The 18,818-nt window shown below is 64.6% G+C and carries 19 protein-coding genes and 1 pseudogene; 6 read left to right on the top strand and 14 right to left on the bottom strand.

What is annotated here, in order from left to right:
• Positions 1 to 26: 26 nt before the first annotated feature.
• From CKO27_RS03265 to CKO27_RS03210, 12 genes are all read right to left on the bottom strand, one after another.
• A complete protein-coding gene (locus CKO27_RS03265; RefSeq protein ID WP_200373450.1) occupies positions 27 to 296 on the bottom strand; it encodes a hypothetical protein in 270 nt (89 codons plus the stop codon).
• A gap of 176 nt (positions 297 to 472) precedes the next feature.
• The gene (locus CKO27_RS03260; RefSeq protein ID WP_200373449.1) at positions 473 to 799 is read right to left on the bottom strand and encodes a Mor transcription activator family protein; all 327 of its coding nucleotides are present in this window, start codon (positions 797 to 799) and stop codon (positions 473 to 475) included.
• 92 nt (positions 800 to 891) lie between these two features.
• Entirely contained in the window at positions 892 to 1,887 is a 996-nt protein-coding gene (locus CKO27_RS03255; RefSeq protein ID WP_200373448.1) for a coiled-coil domain-containing protein, read from the bottom strand.
• 364 nt (positions 1,888 to 2,251) lie between these two features.
• The gene (locus CKO27_RS03250; RefSeq protein ID WP_200373447.1) at positions 2,252 to 2,725 is read right to left on the bottom strand and encodes a hypothetical protein; all 474 of its coding nucleotides are present in this window, start codon (positions 2,723 to 2,725) and stop codon (positions 2,252 to 2,254) included.
• Entirely contained in the window at positions 2,722 to 4,578 is a 1,857-nt protein-coding gene (locus tag CKO27_RS03245) for a DUF927 domain-containing protein (protein WP_200373446.1), read from the bottom strand. The genes CKO27_RS03250 and CKO27_RS03245 overlap by 4 nt, the downstream gene beginning before the upstream one ends.
• A gap of 158 nt (positions 4,579 to 4,736) precedes the next feature.
• Positions 4,737 to 5,684, bottom strand: a complete 948-nt coding sequence (locus CKO27_RS03240; protein WP_200373445.1) for a toprim domain-containing protein — start codon at positions 5,682 to 5,684, stop codon at positions 4,737 to 4,739.
• A complete protein-coding gene (locus CKO27_RS03235; protein WP_200373444.1) occupies positions 5,681 to 6,094 on the bottom strand; it encodes a hypothetical protein in 414 nt (137 codons plus the stop codon). The genes CKO27_RS03240 and CKO27_RS03235 overlap by 4 nt, the downstream gene beginning before the upstream one ends.
• Positions 6,091 to 6,405, bottom strand: coding sequence for a hypothetical protein (locus tag CKO27_RS03230; RefSeq protein WP_200373443.1), 315 nt, complete (start codon positions 6,403 to 6,405; stop codon positions 6,091 to 6,093). The genes CKO27_RS03235 and CKO27_RS03230 overlap by 4 nt, the downstream gene beginning before the upstream one ends.
• Positions 6,406 to 6,543: 138 nt before the next feature.
• A complete protein-coding gene (locus CKO27_RS03225; protein ID WP_207280582.1) occupies positions 6,544 to 6,915 on the bottom strand; it encodes a hypothetical protein in 372 nt (123 codons plus the stop codon).
• A gap of 103 nt (positions 6,916 to 7,018) precedes the next feature.
• Complete coding sequence (locus CKO27_RS03220) at positions 7,019 to 7,261, bottom strand: hypothetical protein (protein ID WP_200373441.1); 243 nt, start codon at positions 7,259 to 7,261, stop codon at positions 7,019 to 7,021.
• Between the two features lie 122 nt (positions 7,262 to 7,383).
• Positions 7,384 to 8,283, bottom strand: a complete 900-nt coding sequence (locus tag CKO27_RS03215; RefSeq protein ID WP_200373440.1) for a hypothetical protein — start codon at positions 8,281 to 8,283, stop codon at positions 7,384 to 7,386.
• Positions 8,280 to 9,386 carry a tyrosine-type recombinase/integrase gene (locus CKO27_RS03210; protein ID WP_200373439.1) on the bottom strand — a complete coding sequence of 369 codons (1,107 nt, stop codon included), beginning with the start codon at positions 9,384 to 9,386 and terminating at the stop codon, positions 8,280 to 8,282. Before CKO27_RS03210 ends, CKO27_RS03215 begins: the two co-directional genes overlap by 4 nt.
• A 969-nt stretch (positions 9,387 to 10,355) precedes the next feature.
• Here CKO27_RS03210 and istA point away from each other — a divergent pair.
• The 4 genes from istA to CKO27_RS03190 all read left to right on the top strand — a co-directional run bounded on the left by istA (position 10,356) and on the right by CKO27_RS03190 (position 15,519).
• Entirely contained in the window at positions 10,356 to 11,570 is a 1,215-nt protein-coding gene (istA, locus tag CKO27_RS03205) for an IS21 family transposase (protein WP_200373438.1), read from the top strand.
• Positions 11,570 to 12,358: an IS21-like element helper ATPase IstB gene (istB, locus tag CKO27_RS03200; RefSeq protein WP_200373437.1), complete on the top strand. Its 789-nt coding sequence runs from the start codon at positions 11,570 to 11,572 to the stop codon at positions 12,356 to 12,358. The genes istA and istB overlap by 1 nt, the downstream gene beginning before the upstream one ends.
• A 432-nt stretch (positions 12,359 to 12,790) precedes the next feature.
• Complete coding sequence (locus tag CKO27_RS03195) at positions 12,791 to 13,726, top strand: AAA family ATPase (protein WP_200373577.1); 936 nt, start codon at positions 12,791 to 12,793, stop codon at positions 13,724 to 13,726.
• Between the two features lie 734 nt (positions 13,727 to 14,460).
• Positions 14,461 to 15,519, top strand: coding sequence for a zinc-binding dehydrogenase (locus tag CKO27_RS03190; protein ID WP_200373436.1), 1,059 nt, complete (start codon positions 14,461 to 14,463; stop codon positions 15,517 to 15,519).
• Between the two features lie 172 nt (positions 15,520 to 15,691).
• On the opposite strand, the gene CKO27_RS03185 is transcribed toward CKO27_RS03190, so the two are convergent.
• Positions 15,692 to 15,994: a hypothetical protein gene (locus CKO27_RS03185; RefSeq protein WP_200373435.1), complete on the bottom strand. Its 303-nt coding sequence runs from the start codon at positions 15,992 to 15,994 to the stop codon at positions 15,692 to 15,694.
• 296 nt (positions 15,995 to 16,290) lie between these two features.
• Positions 16,291 to 16,593, bottom strand: a complete 303-nt coding sequence (locus tag CKO27_RS03180) for a hypothetical protein (RefSeq protein WP_200373434.1) — start codon at positions 16,591 to 16,593, stop codon at positions 16,291 to 16,293.
• Between the two features lie 734 nt (positions 16,594 to 17,327).
• On the opposite strand from CKO27_RS03180, the pseudogene CKO27_RS03175 reads away from it, so the two are divergent.
• Positions 17,328 to 17,919, top strand: a pseudogene (locus tag CKO27_RS03175) (IS5 family transposase); the annotation flags it as partial.
• Positions 17,920 to 17,954: 35 nt separating this feature from the next.
• On the top strand, positions 17,955 to 18,704 hold the full coding sequence (locus CKO27_RS03165; RefSeq protein WP_200373431.1) for a dynamin family protein: 750 nt from the start codon (positions 17,955 to 17,957) through the stop codon (positions 18,702 to 18,704).
• Positions 18,705 to 18,818 lie beyond the last annotated feature (114 nt).

Here is an 18,818-nt window from a genome sequence, read left to right as displayed (position 1 = left end):
GTCTTGCGCTACACGCAAGGCGGCGGCTAGGCCCGGGTTTTCAAGCGCAACGGCTGATCGGCCGCGAAGGCAATCCCCCCGGCCCGCGTCTGCGTCTGCGCATTGGCCTGGGTGCGTGGCTGGATCGCGGTCGCCAGGTGGCGGATGTCGTTACCTGGAAGCACATGGCCAAAGGCGGCGGCGATCCGTGCCGCGTCCGAGTTGTAGGCGATCTTGTGTGGCGCGCGGCCGTAGCGCCGCAGGGTTTCCGGGGTGTTGCCGAAAGCGGCGGCGATCCGGGTTTGCTCTGGGGTCATGGGTAAGGTCTCTGGTGTTGGGTGAAGGGTGTCGCGTCTCGCGCAACGGTTTGTCGAGGGGCGCCAGGGAGGAGGAGCGGAAACCGGTATATCCCGCCATATCCCACTTAAACCCGGCCTGATTCTGGTTGGTGCGCACCGTGCGCACCAGTGGCCAGCGGAGGCGCCACGGCTTATCACGGGGGGCTCGCCTTCCGCCCCTTCGCCAGAATACGGTAGACGTGGGTCTCGCTCAGATTCCATCGGCGAGACAGGCGGATCCGACCCTCCGGCGTCCCGTCGTAATCCCGACAGATCGCGCGGTCTCGGGCTTGGCGGTCGATGGCGTCGGTTTTCGGTACGTAGACCCAGGTCCCGCCGAGCACCGCCAGGACACCGTAAACAATCGCGTCCGCCAGCTCTTCCACTGGCTCGTCATCGGCCGACTCCGTGAGCGCGTCCACGCAAGCCTCACGCGCCAGACCGATGAATTCGGCCAGTCGTCCGGAGGGTGGATTTGACATAGACGCGGCGCTCCTCTGGAAAATGTGCGCGGTTCTTGGTGGCCCGCACCCAGGCCATGGATCCCCGCGCTTATCCATGGGGTCGGACCCCTTTATACCCCCGATGCGGCGCCGAGCCGGACCCCTTGATCGAGCAACCGCGCCCGGACGGCGGCGGTCGCGTTGGCGCGGAAGTCGCCCGCGTCCCAGAGATCCAGGGCTTTCGCCGCGCCCAGGTTGACGGGTGGAATCCTCAGCTCATGGCCGGTCTCACCTTCACCGCGAAGATCGGCGCTCGGGTCCAGACCGGACAGGACGCGCTGGAACCCGATCACTTCCCCGAAGCGCTCGAACAGGGTCTCGGCGGCTTGGGCATAGGCGATGGCGGCCCGCGACCGCTCGTCCTTGAGGTAGAGCACGACGGCCTGGTGGTGGACCGCCTCCAGCATGTCCGCATGAATCTGCGCCGCCCTCAGTCGCTCCTGGAGCCCCTGAACAAGGGCGGTCTCGCGCGCGCGCTGGTCGTCAAGCTGTCGGGCGTGCTCCAGGGCGTCCAGCCGCCGGTGCTCGATCTCCTCCAGGGCGGCCGGGTCGCTCTCGCCGAGCGCCACGGCGGCCAGCAGACGCGCGCGCTCGGCGTCCAGCTCGGCCAGCGGGTCGCTACCGTGCTCCGCCAGGGACGCGCGCCGCTCGTCAATGAGGGCTTGCAGCCGCGCCACGGTCTCGCGGGCCTCGCGCGCCAGTCGATCGGCGGCCTGGATCTCCGGGAGGGATCCGCCGGCAAGCGCGCTCAAGGCTTCGCGGATCGCTTCGCGGCGCTGGCGTAGCGCCGCCAGGGCTTCGAGCCGGCGCCGCTCTTCGGCGCCGGCCTCGCGCCAACCTTCCTCGGTGCGTCGAATCTCAGCCGCGGCGTCGGGATCGGTGGCGCGGCGGTTGTTGAGACGACCGAGCGTCTGGTTCCGCGTGTGATCGGCTTCGCGCGTCAGTCGCTCGGCGTCGATCAGGTCGGTATCGGCGTCATCAATGGCCTCCTCCAAGGCGGCGAGTTCGGCCGTCAGGCGGTCCTGCTCGGTCAAGAGTTCGGAAGCGGTGGCGGTGGTCGATTTCATGTGGGAGGCCTCGGGTTCGTGGTTGGGGGGGATGGTTTCGGGTTGTCGGTCGGTTGATTTCATGGGGCGTCCGGGTGGTGGGTGGTCAGGGCCTCGCGGCCGATTGGATGTCTCTGTGAACGTTGGTGAACGTGAAACGGCATTACTTCTATGGCCGATGGTCAAGACAAATACTCTACGTTCCACGTCGGATGAAGGATGGCCGTCCCTCTCGGAAATTCCGGAAAGGCCACATGAATTCGGTGTCCGGGCGCGCTCTTGACTCTGCCGATCCACTGGACGCCATTGGAATCGGTAAATCTGATCCTGGCTCCGCGTTTTGCCGGCACCCCGTATCTGTCCCTAATGTATTTCATGCTCATCGCTAACCTTCCTCGCTGGCGAATGGTTGGTGGGCTTGGATGTCGAGAACCCGCTCGGCGCCGAAGCGGGAGACCAGCGCGCGGCGGGCCTCCTCCAGGTCGCAGCCGGGGGCGATCAGGGTCAGCCAGTCGGGATGATCGGTCAGGCGGTAGCGGTAGACCCGCATGGCGCGGGCGGCTTGGGTCTCGGCCTGGGGCCGGGGAAGGTGAGCCTCGTGCTCCAGAATCGCCGCGCGCTCTTCAATGGCTTCATGGATGGCGGCCTGGTCGAGGCCGGAAAGCGCGGGCCTCTCCCAGCCGTTGGCGCCCTGACATCCTTGTTTTGTGATGGGACCGATGGGACCGATGGGACTGCTTTGATTGGCAAGGGGAAATCCGGTCCCATGGGCCGGTGTTTGTGATGGGACCGATGGGACCGGGGTTGTCTGTCCGAGCGCTTCCCCGATCGTCTCCCGGAACTGTTCAAGCAGGCTCATTGCACAACCTCCAGATGCCGATTCACTCGCTCGTTGCCCTCGCCCTCGTCTGGAACGTCGACCCCGTAGAGCGTGACCACGCGCCCCTCGATCTTGCGTTGCAACCGCCGCGTCTCACCTTTGTTCTGGGGCGGTTTCCCCGGTTTCAGCACCAGCCAGCCAGCGGCCTCCAGGGCGTCAAGAACGCGCGTGCGGTCGTGTCCCTGTGTCGCTTCTCCGAGTCCGGATGCCGTGAACAGGTAAGTCAGGCGTTCGCCGAGCGTTTCGGTGTAGCCCGCGCGGTCGCCTCTCAACGGCCGATCGGCGCCGTAGAGCCGAGTAAACCGGGTGTCGCCGTGGCGCTCGATGAAGTCGCGGACGGCTTCCAGGATCTTGGTCGCCTCGGCGTTGCCACGGCCGCGCGCCTCTCTCCATCGGGTGTAAGCGCTTACCGTCGCCTTCGTGGCCGCGCCCTTCTCCCATCCGGTAATCCCGGCCTGGGTCGCCAGTTCGCCAGCGGTCGCGATCAGGGCGAACTGACGAGCCGCGCGCGCCTCCTGCCCTTCGCGCGTCGGCAGGCGGTCGGTCAACTCCTTGACCATCGCGCCGAAATCGTCGCCCAAGTGCTCCACGAGGAATCGCACGAAGGCCCGGCCGGCGCGGCCGTAGTAGCGCGCGCTGGACGACTTGATCTCATCGGCGAAGGCGCGCGCGGAATCGCGGCCGTGGATGGTGTCGAACGTGCCGTGACGATGGCCGTCGACCGGGAGATTCAGGAGGCGGACATCTTGTCCGGCATGATGGCGGGCGCCGGCTTCCAGCATGCGCGCCTCAAGGGTTTTCTCGCCGCTGGACAAGACAACCGTCCGCCAGCGAGCAATCCTTCGCGCGCCTCCCGAGCGGTTGGCCCGCGACTTTCCGCGACCGTTGGCCAAGGCGTAGACGATGCTTCCGATCTCGCGCCCATCGGCTTCGCTGATCTCGTCCAAGGCGAGCAAGGCATCCGTGGACTCGGCGGCGGCGGCCTCCAGTCCGTTGCCCGTGGCGCGCCAGGTGCGCAGCATGTCCCGAGAGCCCCACACCGATACGGCGGCTTGCAAGGCGGTTGTTTTGCCTCCCGATGAGTCGCCGTGGAAGTGCAGACCACAGGATTCAAGGTGGACACGCGCCAACAGCGGACCCGCCAGCGCGGCCGAAATCGCCAGCGTCAAGCAGGTGTTCCCCGATGCCAGGGCGGCGACGTTCGCGCGCCAGTCATCCAGGGTTCCCCGCTGATCGTAATCCGCCGGCGCCGCGCTCTCGGACTGATAGCGGATCTCGGCGGGGCCGATGGCCACGTCTGGGAAAACGAAGGTATCGTCATGCCATCCGAGCGATAGCGCGGATATCACCTCGCGCTGGGGCGCTCGATGCATCAGGTAATGCGATAGACGGTCACGGGCGTTTGGACTGATCGCCAAGCCAAGGTCGAGCAACTCGCCGCGCAACTCATCGGCGGTGCCCCGCAGCAGGCGCATGGGCATGTTCCATTCGTGCCAGCGCCCACGCACATCCTGAAATCTCAGCAGGCGCCCAAAGGATTCGCCGCGCTGGTCGAAGGTGGTGGCCAGCACGACCAGCGGGCCGCAAACCCACTTGTCCGCGCGCGTCTCATCCCCTTCGCGCTTCTCTCGATCATGGTGATACACGCCTGGGGCGCGCTTGTTTTCACCATCCCGCCACCAGTCGAGATAGCAGCGCCAGCATGGGCACTGACTCACGTCCGGGGGCGCCTCCACCAGGATGTCATCCTCTTGCGGCGCCGTGATGGCGGGGTTTATCGCCGACTCCAGAACCTCCCGGTCCCATCGGTCCCATGAGGATTGCGGCGTCATGGGACCGGATTTCCCCTTGCCAATCAAGGCGGTCCCATCGGTCCCATCGGTCCCATGGGAAAGTGATGATGTTGGGGCGTCTGGCTGGTCAAGATTCGACGATGCGGCAGGCGTTTCCGGCTTGACGCGGATCCCGCGACGGGGTTTTTTACTGGTGCTCATGACGCGCTCCTCTCGCACGCGCGGCGCAAGCGGTACAGGTCGTTGAAGTCGGTGGGCCAGGTGCTCAGATCGAGCCCGGTGAAGTCTGGCATCAGGAGCTTGGCCCCGATCGCCAGCGCCGCCGCGCGGGCCTTGGTGCGTCCGGGGTTGCCCTCGGTCCAGCGGTCGTCATCGCCGCAAAGGATGATGTCGTCATGGGGATGCCGTCGACGGATGGCGCGCGCGACGGAGAACAAGTTTCCGGCATTGAACGCCACGATGGCGCGGCAACCGGTCTCTTGGCGCAGGGTCGCCAGGGTGGCGAAGCCTTCGCCGATCAGGAGGGGGCCGCCGTCTCCATCTCCCTGGATTTCCATCCAGCCTCCCGTGATCCGCCCCCCCGTGAGAAACCGTTTGTTGCCGTCCGGGGCGATGAATTGCAGGGTGCTCAGGTGCTCGCCGTCTCCGACCGGGAGGACCAGACAGCCGCGCCGATCCAGGCGCGCGCCGTGGGGCTCAATCGCCTTGCGGCGCAGATACGGATGATTGGCGTCGGTCGGCACGGACGCCTGCCAGATGGCGGATGCACGGATGGCGGCTTCCCGATACTGGCGTTCCCGCTCGTCTTGGCTACGACGTTTGGCGCGCGCGACCCGATCCCGGAGCTCGGCGCGCTCGGCGGGCGTCAGTCGATCGCCAGACTCCCAGGACCAAGATCCGGTCGCGCCGGTCTTCCAGGACCCGAAGGCGCCGGCGGGCCGCTCGTCAACGTACAGCACAAACCAGCCGGAGCGCTGTCCGTGCCGATCGTCGGGGGTGCGAAAGCGATGCAGCACGCCGTCCGCCACGATCTCTGGGGCTCCCAGACCAGCGGCGGCGAGAGCGGCGGCGAAGTGGTCGCTCACCCGCCAGAGGTTGACGACGGGGATGGGGGCCGAAGCCCCCCGATGGGGGGCGTTGGTCATGAGTCGGCCCTCTTGAAAGCGATGTCCCACGCCAGGCGCGCGGCCTCCGCGAAGCTCCGGGCGTCCCTCGCTCGGTCTTGGGCGTCGCGGAGCTGGCGCCGGAGCCGCACCACATCCTGCTCGGCGAGAATCAGTAACCGCTCGGCCTCGGTCTTGGCCAGCCAGCGGGTGAATTCGCTTCTGGTGTGTTGGGTGGCGTCGACCGTCGGACCCAGGGGCACAACCTCGGTGACGACTTCGCGCAATCCGCGCCGGACCAGATCCGAAAGCGCGGCCTGGGAGTCGTGGCCGTGGCGGCTGTCGATGAAGGTGCCCAGCGCCAGGCGCTCGCTGGCGGACAGATCGAGATAGATGTCCGCCAGCGCTTCGAGCGGATCGGGGCATGAGTGCAAGACGCTTGATGGGCTCATGCCGCCACCCCCTTGAGCTTGGCGGATTCGCCCTGGGTGGCCTGGGACTCCAAGTCCAGATACTCAGAGATCAGATCGGCGAGGGCGATTTGCTGCTTGAGCGCGCTGGCCAGCGCCTTGAGTTCGGCCGCGTTCAACTGGTCGGAGCTGAAGGCATGCTGGTCGCAATGGGTGTGGAGCAAGCTCGCGAGTCCGGCGGCCGTGGCATGGGCGTCGTTCAGGTGAGCGCGAGCGGAAATGTTCGGATGCCAAACGACGTGGATTAGATCGGCGGCGAGCTGGGCACGGGTAGCGGGGTTGAGCTTGGACATTGGGTCGGTTCTCACTTGGATGGAGTAACCGACCGCATCAGGAACGGGCAGAGGCATGAACGGCGGGCACGTGCGGACGCACGGACCCATGGGATATACTTGTTCACGCCGGTGCTCTGATCGTGTCGCGGTCGGAGCTTAGTCGTGGATCCCTTGCAGGGGATCCACGGACGGCTGACAGGCTACTCCGGGTTGGGCGCCCAAATCAACGGCTCGATGTTCGCGCATCGGGCCTTTTTCATGTCCGGCGCACGGATCGACGGGCGGTTGCCAGCCATCGGGCAAGGCGTAATGCGCGAGCCCGCGCTCATCCATGAACGTTTCGATCGGCCAGCCGTCGCGCCGGCGCAAGCGATGGATGGACGCGGCGACCCTCACCCCCAGCCCATGCTGGAAGGCCGAGACGGGATCGACCGGAGCCCGCGCCAGGAGCGCGGCCTTGATGCGGTCGTACTGGGACTGACGGGCCTTATCCATGGCGACCTCGCTTCTTGGGGTCGATGCGGTCATGGCGACGGTGCCACACCAGCTCGCGCGCCGGGGTTTTCCATTGCTCCCGCAGCTTGTTGCCGCGCATTCGAATTCTGCTCTTCCTGGGCATGGCGACCTCCGCTTAAGCCGCGCGCTCTCGCTGGGTGGTCATCCAGGCGAGATAGCTTTCCGGGTCGATCAAGATGCGACGGCCGCGCCTGAAAATGGCGCCGGACTTGGACAGCCCGTTGTGGTCGCGGTTGAACAAGTCCCAGCGGATGCCGCCCTCGGTCAGGGCGGGTTGCTGGGTGGCCAACTGGCGAACAGTCAGCAGTGAACGGGATGGGGCCGGGATCGGGGTCGCGGCCATGGGGGTGGTGGGCATGCGCCATACCTCGCAAGGGGTTGAAGGTCCGCGACGTGGTTAGCGTCGCGTTGCGGGGAATGGTGCGGCGTCGTTGTGGTGGCGTGGTCCCGTCCGGGAAAGACGGGAAACGCGGGACGCAATCAGTCTTTCAGGGCCTTGTTGATGTGCGTCTCAAGGGCGGTTGTCTCCAGGTCGGAAAACTTGCCTTCAATCAGGTGGCCGACGATGCCGGAAACGGTTCCCCGCTTCTTGTGGCATCCGACTTTGGGCCGGCCGTCCTTCTCGAACGTCTCCGGGTCGGTCTTGGCAAGCGCCAGCGTTAGGGCGCGGATGATGCGGTAAAGGGTATGAGGGGTCCGAGGGCCTAGATCGGGCTCTGATCTCTCAGCCTTGGCGCTGTCCTCCGTGGTCACTGGCTCAGGGTCGGAGCGGGCAAATATCGCCTCGCCCCATCGCTCCATCGCAAAGGCGTCAACCTCCTCCGGGTACAGTTTCCAAGACAGGTCCGGGACTTCGCCGGGGTGGTCGCTGTACTTGACCAGGGTCGAAGGGTGGCGCGGGTCAATCTCGCCGCGTGCCCATGCGCAAGTGAACAGCTCAGGGGCCTCCAGAACCAGGGGTGCGGCAAGACAAGAGACCCGATCCCCAATCAGAACGGCGGCCTCGAATAGCGACACAGGGCCGCCGTCCAATGCGGCGTCGATCGCCTCGCGGTCGAGGTAGAGCGGCCAATCGTCCAGCGATCCATCATCGCCGAGCTTGGCTCGCAGTTGCTCCATGACTGGCTTGCGTCGCTCAGGGTCTTTCGAGTGTGCCGCGTCAAAATCGATTTCTGGCAATGGTTCAGGCGGCCTCTTGCCCTTTGCCGGGTAGAAGGGGAAGAACAAGCGCCACTCCATCTCGCGCTGCCAAGATCGCCAACAGCGTTCAAGCATCATCGCCGCGCGCTCCATTTGGCGCGACGTAGCGTCTTTGTTGAGGCATTCGCTCAGCAGTTCGGCTGCATGGAGTAACAGATCATCAAGTTTTTGGGTGGTCATTTCCCGCCATCCCCGAAGATCCGCGCGTTCATCCGCTCCACCACGGCCGATGTGTGGTCGTCGCTCAGGTGGGCATAGCGCTTGACCATGCTCAGGGTCTTATGACCAAGGATCGCGGCGATTTCGGCCAGACTGGCGCCACCCATGGCCAGATAGGACGCGGCCGAATGCCGGAGATCGTGCCAGCGGAAATCCGTGATTTCGGCACGCTTCAAGGCGGTTTCCCAAGGCGTTCGCAGGTCAACCGGATGACTGGGATGGACGCGGCCGGGGAAGACCAGATCGGTATCCAGGCGCCGGACCTTGGCGCGCTCGCGCAACCGCTCCAAGGCGAGCCCGGTCAAGGGCAGGGCGCGGCGTTCGTCGTTCTTGGTCTCTTCCAGGATGGCCACGCGCCGGGCGAAATCGACCTGTCCCCAGCGTAGCCCCATGATTTCCTGTTGCCGGGCGCCGGTGGACAGGGCCAAGACGACAGCCAGGTACAAATCCGGGTTGCCGCCGGCCTGGCAGGCTTCAAGCAGCCGTTCGCGCTCGGCGTCGGAAAGGTAGCGCACGCGCCCGCGCGGCTCCTTGGGCTTGGTGACCTTCAGTAAGGGGTTGCTCTCGATCCAGCCCCATTCCTTGACCGCCACGGTGAAGGCGTGACTCAGGACCGCCAGGTAGCGATTGACGGTGGCGGGAGAGCGCAAGCGTTCGGGGGCGTCTGGAGCGGGGACGGTGGCGAGACTCGGTATCGGTTCGCGGCTCAAGGTGTCGCGACACTCCGCCAGGAAAGCGGGGGTACAGTCGGCCAGCGTCTTTTCGCCGATGCGCGCCTTCCACCACGCCAACTGTTGAAGCTGGGTCGCCTGGCTCCCGGCCTTCTTGGTTGGCATCACATCGCGAACATACCGCTCGATCAATTCGCCCATGGTGTGCCGCTTGGCCTCGGTCGCCACGAAGTGGCGCCCCTCAATGATGGCGGCCTCGGTTTGCTGTGCCCAGCGCTTGGCGTCGGTCAGGCGGGGGAAGGTCGCGGTTTGGGTCTTGTGCCCCTTGCGCCGGATCCGGACCCGATAACTGGTCGCGCCGTTGGAGTCGGTGCGCTTCTCGATGTTCGCCATGGGTGTGCCCCTGCCTGTTGGGTAGCGTCAAGGTCAGGCTAGAGTGTACAACACAAGGCAAGAAACGACAGCTTAAGATAGTCAATCAGGAGGTCTGATAGCCCAAGCATTTGTATCAAAAGGTTTTCATCAAGACGCGATCGATTCGCGGGCCTTTCCAGGGCCACGGCGGACAGAATTCACCCTTGATGAGAGCCGAATCAAGCGGATTTCAGACCCGCGCGCCATGAGCCCTGGTCGCGATGGGCCATTCTTGGGCCACTGGTGACAATCAAGCGCGGATAAATGCAACGCTCTTGGGACACATTGGGGCGGGTATGCTATTGTTATTGCTATTGCTGAATGTTGCTGGACGTTGCCAATCGAGACTTTTAATCAGGTGGTCGCGCGTTCGAGTCGCGCAGGGCGCACCATAAAATCAACGGCTTAGGCTAGATTAGCCTAAGCCGTTTTTCTTTGAGTCACCATAGAGTCACCACGCGGATCGCGGTCGACTCAACCGACCATCGTCCCTCGGCTCGCGGTTTTGGCGAGAGGACGGAAAGCCAGGCCGCGGGTGACTCTCAAACCGATCGTCGTTTGCATGCCAAGTTCAGGCGCCCGTCATTCCAGGGCTCGCCTCCTTGCTCGTGCCGAGCCGCTCGGCACCCCCATCCATCGTGGCCGCACAGACGTCGCCCTGAGCGTCTCTTGGTCGCGCCTCATGAGGCGCTGCCGGGGGCGGCCCTCTGGTCACGCAAACAACCGCGTCCGTGCGCCCCATGTCGCGTGCGTTCACAGCGCTTCACGCGCACGTCATTCAGAGCCTCAACCGTGAACAACGTCTCGGAACCTATGTCAGGCGACACCTTAAATTGCCCCCCTGACGACACGAAGAATTGCCCCCCCTGTCTTCTTCAGGAGGTCAACTTGGACAGTCAGTTTTTCGCGCTCAATCCTGTGCGTCCTTTATCGGTCGGAGCACGGGAGATGTTGGAGCCAGAAGCGGTGACGGCGATTGTGCGGCTGGGGCAATCAGGGTGGGGGGCGAAACGCATCGCCAAGGCCCTGGGGATGGCCCGCAACACGGTGCGGCGGTATCTGAAGGCGGGCGGCGCGGTGGCGTATCGTGCGCCGCGTCGGCGCGGTGCGCTGGCTGGCCAGGAGACCTGGCTACGCGAGCCGTTCCTACGGCATCGGGGCCATTGCGACGTGGTGCGCCAACTGTTGGCGCGTGAACGGGGAGTCGCGGTCCATGTGCGCACGGTCGAACGGGCCTGCCGGGGGTATCGGCAGGAGCTGGAGGCGAGCCAGCGGGCGACGGTGCGCTTTGAGACCGCCCCCGGCGAACAAATGCCGATCGACTTCGGGTCGGTGCGGGTGATGATCGCGGGCGAGTCCACGCGCGTGTTTCTGTTCGTGGCGACGCTGGGGTATTCGCGCCGCGGTTTCGTCTGCGCGTTGCGCCACGAACGGCAAAGCGCGTGGTTCAGCGGGATCGAGGCGGCCTTCGCCCACTTCGGCGGGCGGGTGCGTACCCTGCTGATCGACAACGCCAAGGCACTGGTGGAGAGCGATGACCTGGCGACCCGGCAGGTGCACTTCAATGCCCGTTTTGCGGCGTTCTGCCGCCACTGGGAGGTCGAGGCGCGGGCCTGCGCGCCGTTTCGCGCCCGTACCAAGGGCAAGACCGAGAACGGCGTCGGCTACGTCAAGAAGAACGCCATTGCCGGGCACGCCTTCGCCAGTTGGGCGGACCTGGAGGGGCACTTGGCGCGCTGGCAGCGCGAGGTGGCTGATGTGCGCCGTCATGGCACCACCGGCGAGCCGCCCCGCGAGCGGTTTGCCCTGGAACAGCCGCACCTGCGCCCGTTGGCGGGGCTTGTTCCCTTCCAGAGCGTGCGCGAGCTGGTACGCCGGGTCAATGCCGAGGCCTGCATCGAACTCGACACCAATGCCTACAGTGTCCCCTGGCGGTTGATCGGGGAGTCAGTCCGCGTACTGGTCAGTGCCGGGCAGGTACAGATTCGCCATGGCGGTCAGGAGGTCGCCGCGCATGACGAACTCGCCGGCCGGCGCGGGCGCCAGATCGACCGGACCCACCGGCTGGGGGCGGGGTGCACGCCGCCGAGCGAACCGCCGTCCGCCAACGCCCTCCTGCGCCCGCTGGCGGAGTATGACGCCCTGGTCGGGGGAGGCTGGTGATGGACGCCAGCGACCGCCTGACCGCCCTGCTGACCCAACGGCGCCTGACCGCCGTGCGCGATCAACTCGACAGCCTGCTCGACGAGGCCAGCCGCGCCCAACTCAATTTGCGTGAGGCCCTGCTGTTGCTGGCCGAGCGGGAAGTCGCCCGGCGCGATTCCCGCCGCATCCAGATGGGCCTGAAGCTCGCCCGCTTTCCCTGCGTGCGCCCCCTGGCCAACTTCGATTTCGAGGCCCAGCCCTCCATCGACCCCGCCCAGGTGCGCGACCTGGCCACCGCCCGCTGGGTCGGGCACGCCCAGGCGCTGTTGCTCCTCGGTCCACCAGGTGTCGGCAAGACGCATCTAGCCATGGCCCTCGGGCGTGAGGTCGTTGAACGCGGCTACACCGTGCTCTTCACCTCCGCCGCCGCCCTGATGGCCGGCCTGACCAAGGCCCACAGCGACGCTCACCTGGAGGACAAGCTTATGCAACTGGCCAAGCCGAAACGGCTGATCATCGACGAACTGGGCTATCTGCCCTTGGAGCCGGCCGCCGCTCACCTGTTCTTCCAACTCGTCTCGCGGCGCTATGAGCGCGCCAGCGTGCTGATCACCAGTAACCGCCCCGTGGGCGAATGGGGCCAGGTCTTCGGCGATGCCGTCGCCGCGACGGCGATCCTCGATCGCCTACTCCACCACAGTCAGGTCATCACCATCCGCGGCGACAGCTACCGACTGCGCGAGAAGCGCCGCAGCGGACGGCTGCAAAAAGATGCGGCTCCAACGCCAATTTCATCCACTCAGTGAGCAACCCCGGGGGGCAATTCTTCATGTCGCCAGGGGGGCAATTGTTCGTGTCGCTTGACAACCTACAGGGGTACCCTTCCAGGATCTGGGAACAGTGGGAACATATATCTAAATTACTGATTTAGATATTCTTATATTCGCGCAGAAGGCACCTCCTGTTGCTCCTATATGGGAACACAAGTGGGAACTGGCGACGCAACGACGCATCATGCGCGGGTGAGAGTGGTCGAGGACATTCGCTTGAGCGGCACCAACGACTGCCCTACTGATCTCGACGGCAAACCGTCATACCCTGGTCACCATCGCGCGGATCGCCGCTCTGGCCGTCCGCGAGCACACACCGACCGGGCACGTCGTTCTCTGGGCGGGTGAAGTGGACCCCGCCGACACTCTGGTGCCGCGCCTGATGGCGCCAGCGCCGAGTTCCCTCGCATCGGCCTCAAGACGGCGAGCGATGTCAACGCGCCAGGCTCCGGGACCTTCGATCCGGCCCGCGCTACCCTCGCCCTTGATGAGCGCATCGCCACCCTGAACACACCCCCGGCCCTGCTGATCCTGGATCCGATCGTCTCGGCCGTGGGCGGGGACTCGCACAAGAATGCCGAGGTCCGACGCGGACTCCAGCCCTTGGTCGATTTGGCGATGGTGCGCGGCGGCGCGGTGCTGGGGATCTCGCCTTTCAGCAAGGAATCGGCTGGTCGCGAACGGGTGGAACGTGTCACCGGCTCGCTCGCCTTCGGCGCCCTGGCGCGTATCGTTCTGGTGACGGCCCGCTTGCCGGAGAGCGAAGGCGGCGGACGGCTGATCGCCCGGGGCAAGTCCAACATCGGCCCCGATACGGGTGAATTCTCCTATGACCTCGAGGTCTGCGAGATCGAGGCCGGGATCGAGACGACACGGATCCTGTGGGGACAGACGCTGGAAGGCCGCGCCCGCGATCGGCTCGGCCGCTTGGAGCTGACCGAGCGGCCCGAGGAGCGGACCGCCACGCGCGAAGCCATGGATTGGCTCGCCGACGATCTCCGCACTGGAGCGGCCAAGGCCAAGGATGTTCAACGGGAGGCGCGCGAAGCCGGGATCAGCGAGAAGGCGCTCCGGACAGCGCGGGAACGACTGGGCATCAAGCCAACGAACAGTGGATGCTCCGGGGGATGGCGCTGGGAGTGGCCTCGCGAAGAGGCCCAAGAGGCCCTGGATAGTGGCCATATGGCCCACCCGCCTGATATGGGCCTCTTCGGGGATGGAGGGTCTCTTCGGGCCAAGGGCGGGATCGCTCACGAGCGTTCGGACGAGGCGTCGCACACGAATCGCAACCAATCCGACCCGTGTTTAGCCCCAAACGCGGATGACGATCTCGACATCAATTGAGGAGGCGAGCGCGTTCGAAACCACGTCAACCGGCGGTGATCGCTGGCGTTTGTTGTGAGTGGCGTCGCACGAAACGCGGATACGATGACGCTCAACGATTGTTACCCAGCGACAACCCCCGGCTCTGACGGGGGAGACAGTACCCGTTTGACAGGTGCGTGAGTCTGTTCTGGAACGGTTGGCTTTGATTCGAGCCTCCCCTTGTCGGGATGTTCATAATGAGGCGGCGGCCTGACTCGAAGCGATCGCGGCGCTTGAATGGCGCGAGAACGCTCAAGAGTTTGGCCGGCGATCACAATCCAGCCCTTTTGATTGGCAGCGATCAGAATATCCCGGCTTGCGGGGATTGTTACTTTCAGCCGCTCATCACCTATCAGTTACGAAATACACAGTTGGCGGGACTGGTTTAGAGCTTCTAAGCGACTGATCTGTCGATGCCAGACTTCCCCGAATCAGCCCGATTTTCCTCAGGTCGCGCGAACTGATAGGTGGTGAGCTTTCAGCCGTTTAGGCTAGCCCCTTCTCAAACGGACGGGGGCGACGAATCCCCGGTCGCGCCATGGGCGGCCGGCTCACGAGAGGCGAGCGATGACCAAGTGTCTTGAAACAAAGGCGTCTGCCGACGGTGCGGAAACCCGCTCGGCCCCGGCTTCCGAGGGGCGCGGACGACGCACGCCGTCGGTCAGCCAACACGGCCGCCGCGCGCATCGTCGACGGCGAGCCGAGCGCGACCGATGACAACGCGCCGCGCCTGGAAGCTTCCATCGGCGGGATCGCTCGACCGGCTGGCGCTGGTCACCGAGGACCTGCCGCCGCCTGGCGCCGGCGAGGCCCGGGTGCGGGTGGAGGCGATCGGTCTGAACTTCGCGGACATCTTCGCCGGCCTGGGGCTCTACTCCGCCACGCCGTCGGGCGCCTTCATCCCCGGGCTCGAGTGCGCCGGCGTGGTCGAGGCGCTGGGGCCGTCGCGCGCGGGCAGTGAGGCGGCCGGAACCGCCGTCGCGCCCGGCGATCGCGTGATGGTGCTCACGCGTTTCGGTGGATACGCGACGGCGCTGAACGTCGATACGCGCTACCTCGTGCCGCTGCCGCCGCGCTGGACGATGGCGGACGGGGCGGCGTACCTGGTGCCGGCGCTGACCGCCTGGTACGGCTTGATCCACCTCGGTGCGCTCGCGCACGGCCAGGTGGTGCTGATCCACTCGGCCGCAGGCGGGGTGGGACTGCGCGCGCTGGCGATGGCGCAGGCGACCGGCGCCAGGGTGATCGGCACCGTCGGACACGGCGACAAGCTCCCGCTGCTCGAAGCGCGCGGTCTGGCCCGTGCCCAGGTCGTGGTGCGCGAGCCCTCGCGGTTTGGGGCGCAGCTCGATGCGGCACTCGCCGCCGTCGGCGCGGCGCGCTTCGATCTCGTGTTCGACGCGCTCGCGGGTCCGTTCTTCCTCCCCTCGCTCACGCGGCTCGCCCCGGAGGGGCGCCATGTGCTCTATGGCGCGGCCGACTTCATGCCGAGCGGCGCCCGCACGAACTGGATGCGACTCGCCTGGCAATACCTGCGCCGCCCCCGGCTCGACCCAATGAAGCTCATCGACCAGAACCGCAGCGTGCTGGGATTCAACCTCATCTGGCTCTTCGAGCGCGCCGATCGCCTGCCCGCGGCGGCGGCGGCCGCGCTCGCCCTCAGTCCCGCGCCCTCGCACATCGGCGCCCGCTTTCCGTTCGAAGCGGTTCCGCAAGCGATGCGCGCGCTCCAGGGCGGCCGGACCACCGGCAAGGTGGTCGTCGAGGTCTGACGGCAACGGGCTCTCGCCGCGCCGACGCCGCCCGCGCGGATCGGCGGCTAGGGCCAGCGTCAGCGGATCGGGTGGCTCTCGCTCATCGCGATCACCGAGCGGCAGGACGGAGGCTCGTCGAGAGGCTGGAGGCCGTCGCTGCGGGTCGGTGGAGGATTCGCCCCAGCCGCCGTCATGGCGCAGGGACAAGACGACCGCCTGGTCCTATCCACAACCACACCCTTGCGGTTCGAAATCGAGTGACCGCCGAGCGAACCACAACGGCCCTGTGGTCCTGGCGATAGAGCGCCGCCGCCTTGCGCGTCCGTGCCGCGACGATCCAATGCAGGTTCGGCGGGGCCGCCACATCCAGGTCGAACCCGTCCGCCGCGAGCGTCGGCGTCTCGGGCCGGGACTCGGAGCGCACCCTCCGGTGCCGGGCCTGGAAACGCAGCGGCGCGGCGTCGTCCTGCTTGAGTGCGATCAGATAGGCCATGGGGCCAGGTTGCCCCAGCGACCACGGATGCCGCGTGACCTCAGCGCGCTCGCCCGAGGGCTTGGCCTGGAGGATCCGCGGCGCACAGCGCCGGGTGAACGACTGGATCTCCCCGCTCAGCACCCCTGGAAGAGATCCGCCGGCTGTAGGCGGAAGGTATCCGAGACGACCCGCCGCCGCGACTCGTCGAGCCGCGGGGCTTCGGGGTCGGTGAGCCGCAAGCGCCACAGCCGATCGAGCCGAGGGGGCGGCAGCTCCTCGGCCGCCAGGCGGCGGATCGGCTCCAGCGTTCACGGTCAGATCGCCGGATCCTCGTCATCCGCCTCGTCCATCCGTGACCGGCGATAACGCAACGGCTTGGCGCCGGGATTGACCACCGCGATCCGCCCCTGTGGCACCAGTTCCTGCGGATCGCGCGGCAAGGCGCGCCGACACGCCGCGTCATTCACCGATTCGTAGACTTCTTCCAATCGCGCGAGCAGGTCGGGCGCGCTCGGGCCGCACTCCTCGGGCACGCCCAAGGGCCGCCACGGCTCCAGTTGTCGCAGACGCTCGATCCGATCCTGATGCTTGGCCTCATGCTCGACAGGGTACGACAAGGGGTGTCGCATGATCGTGCTGTACTGATTGGATACTGCCGAACGGAGTGAGCGAGGACAGCCGTTCAACCCTTTCGCCACGGTCTGTCGGCTGCGGGTGCGGCTGGGGGAGACGCTGACGCCGGAGCCGTTCCTCAAGCGGCTGATGGCGGAATGGGGGCTGAAGGGGGAAGAAGCTTGAGGCGCCTGAGCTTTCGAAAGGACGCTTTGCTCGGTGTCCGTCGCGTGGCTCGGTGGGACTTCGCGACGGACCTATGCCGTGGACACCGAGCCATTATTCGATCGGTGTCCACGGCCTGTAACTGGAAGATGCATCACGGATTTCGAGCACGGCCAGTGGTAAATATAGCTTCTGTGGGCTACGGGGTAAGCTCGCGCCCGGCAGATGGTATGCGTTGCGTTGGGGGTTAGCTTCTCACCCCGACCATTTATGCCAAACAGGTTCAAGCCTAGAGTTGCTTCAGGAGAAAACGTGGTCTGTTTCTAAGGGCTGAAGTTTTGCGGTTTTGAAAACGTTGAGCGCAGCAGTGGCTTGGGATCATGGGGTTTCGGTGGGGATTGTACCCGAATGGGCAAATCCCTCGAAAACTCTCCCACCAGAGTCTTGGGAATCCCCACAACTCTTTGGAATCAATCTGATGGCAATATCATCAGGGGCCATGCCGTTAACTAGGGCGTGTCATCAATTTTACTTGTGTGGGATTATAGCCATCCGTCACTGTCGAACGACCGTGATGACACAGCGCCGCTACGCCCTGCGTGACGATCAATGGGATCGCATTAAAGATCTCCTGCCCGGTCGCCCCGGTTCCGTTGGGGTGACGGCAAAGGATAACCGCTTGTTTGTCGAGGCGATTATCTACCGCTACCGGGCTGGGATCCCGTGGCGTGACCTGCCGGAACACTTTGGCGATTTCCGCGTGGTGCACACCCGCTTCACGCGTTGGGCGCGCACCGGGGTTTGGGAGCGGGTATTCGAAGCCTTGACGGAGGATGCCGATAATGAGTACGCCAGGCTCGACAGCACCATCGTGCGAGCCCATCAATACAGTGCCGGTGCGCTAAAAAAAACGATGACGATCAATCCATTGGACGCAGCAAAGGCGGCTTGAGCACGAAAATCCATGCCTTGACAGACGCGTTAGGCAACCCAACGGGCTTTTTTCTGAGCGGCGGACAGGCGTCGGACCTGGTGGGCGCCGACCAGTTGTTGCCGGGGCTTGAGGCGGACGCGTTACTTGCGGACAAGGCGTATGACGCCGACGCACGGGTGCTGGAGGTGCTGGAAGCGGCTGATGTGTAGCCGTCATTCCCCCGAAATGTAACTGACGCAATTAAACATTATTATTCATGGAGTCCGAATGAAAGAATATCAGAAACTCAACGATGCGATTAGTAACATTGCCGATGAAGTAGCGCGCGCAAGCATTAAAGATTATCTGAAATCCTTCACTGAAACTGGTCGCTTCGACAAATTTGAAGAAAGGTTCGATGATTTCAAGCAAGACGTCAAGCGCGCAGCAGAAGACTGTGACCTGGCAATTAATAGCCCAATATATGTCGGCGTCGTCGGCCACTATTCTCACGGCAAATCTAGCCTTGTAAATGCTATGCTCTTCCCCCAGAAAATCAAAGAGCTTCTACCTACAGGCGAAAGTATTGTCACGGCGATGTGCACTCTAGTTGGATTCAAGGATGATCGCCAGGGTCACGAATTCCGCGAGATTAAACACGATGGCGTTGAAGTTCAAATCCCATCTGACGAATATCAGGGCAAAGTTTCCGGAAAAAAGAGTGGGACACTGCAAGGAGTTCATCATTTTCATATTAAGCTCAATACATCCGAGCTTAATCCCGGAGTGTTCCAATCAATGGCAGAAAAAAACATTGAATTGCTTGACACCCCTGGTCTCGGTGGTCCGTACTGGAAAGATGAGCACGCACTCCAAAGCTGGATTAAAGAATTCATGCTAATGATTGTGGTTGTAAAAGCCGACTCGATCAATAAGCGCGTGGCTGATACAGTTAATCCGTTTCTAAAATACTCCCCACGCCCGAATGGCACTAAGATAAGTCTCTCGATTTTTAAAAACAAACACCTGGTTCCGTGAACTGAATGAACCGTCTTCCAAGAATTCCCGTTACATAACAAGAGGATGGAGGTAAAATACGCCCATTCTAGGGCTCACCCGGCAGGTGACAAGTTGCGACGTTTCATCATCACG

It is taken from the genome of Thiocystis violacea, from assembly GCF_016583575.1.
Lineage (GTDB): Bacteria > Pseudomonadota > Gammaproteobacteria > Chromatiales > Chromatiaceae > Thiocystis > Thiocystis violacea.
This window is presented reverse-complemented; position numbering and strand designations above follow the sequence as displayed.

What these genes read in the sequence shown, in the direction of transcription:
- CKO27_RS03240 (WP_200373445.1), bottom strand. Translation starts at nt 5,684, where the DNA reads ATGACCAACGCCCCCCATCGGGGGGCTTCGGCCCCCATCCCCGTCGTC.
- CKO27_RS03225 (WP_207280582.1), bottom strand. Translation starts at nt 6,915, where the DNA reads ATGACCGCATCGACCCCAAGAAGCGAGGTCGCCATGGATAAGGCCCGT.
- CKO27_RS03260 (WP_200373449.1), bottom strand. Translation starts at nt 799, where the DNA reads ATGTCAAATCCACCCTCCGGACGACTGGCCGAATTCATCGGTCTGGCG.
- CKO27_RS03220 (WP_200373441.1), bottom strand. Translation starts at nt 7,261, where the DNA reads ATGCCCACCACCCCCATGGCCGCGACCCCGATCCCGGCCCCATCCCGT.
- CKO27_RS03245 (WP_200373446.1), bottom strand. Translation starts at nt 4,578, where the DNA reads ATGACGCCGCAATCCTCATGGGACCGATGGGACCGGGAGGTTCTGGAG.
- CKO27_RS03265 (WP_200373450.1), bottom strand. Translation starts at nt 296, where the DNA reads ATGACCCCAGAGCAAACCCGGATCGCCGCCGCTTTCGGCAACACCCCG.
- CKO27_RS03190 (WP_200373436.1), top strand. Translation starts at nt 14,461, where the DNA reads ATGACAACGCGCCGCGCCTGGAAGCTTCCATCGGCGGGATCGCTCGAC.
- CKO27_RS03255 (WP_200373448.1), bottom strand. Translation starts at nt 1,887, where the DNA reads ATGAAATCGACCACCGCCACCGCTTCCGAACTCTTGACCGAGCAGGAC.
- CKO27_RS03210 (WP_200373439.1), bottom strand. Translation starts at nt 9,386, where the DNA reads ATGGCGAACATCGAGAAGCGCACCGACTCCAACGGCGCGACCAGTTAT.
- CKO27_RS03235 (WP_200373444.1), bottom strand. Translation starts at nt 6,094, where the DNA reads ATGAGCCCATCAAGCGTCTTGCACTCATGCCCCGATCCGCTCGAAGCG.
- CKO27_RS03165 (WP_200373431.1), top strand. Translation starts at nt 17,955, where the DNA reads ATGAAAGAATATCAGAAACTCAACGATGCGATTAGTAACATTGCCGAT.
- CKO27_RS03185 (WP_200373435.1), bottom strand. Translation starts at nt 15,994, where the DNA reads ATGGCCTATCTGATCGCACTCAAGCAGGACGACGCCGCGCCGCTGCGT.
- CKO27_RS03250 (WP_200373447.1), bottom strand. Translation starts at nt 2,725, where the DNA reads ATGAGCCTGCTTGAACAGTTCCGGGAGACGATCGGGGAAGCGCTCGGA.
- istA (WP_200373438.1), top strand. Translation starts at nt 10,356, where the DNA reads ATGTTGGAGCCAGAAGCGGTGACGGCGATTGTGCGGCTGGGGCAATCA.
- CKO27_RS03230 (WP_200373443.1), bottom strand. Translation starts at nt 6,405, where the DNA reads ATGTCCAAGCTCAACCCCGCTACCCGTGCCCAGCTCGCCGCCGATCTA.
- istB (WP_200373437.1), top strand. Translation starts at nt 11,570, where the DNA reads ATGGACGCCAGCGACCGCCTGACCGCCCTGCTGACCCAACGGCGCCTG.
- CKO27_RS03215 (WP_200373440.1), bottom strand. Translation starts at nt 8,283, where the DNA reads ATGACCACCCAAAAACTTGATGATCTGTTACTCCATGCAGCCGAACTG.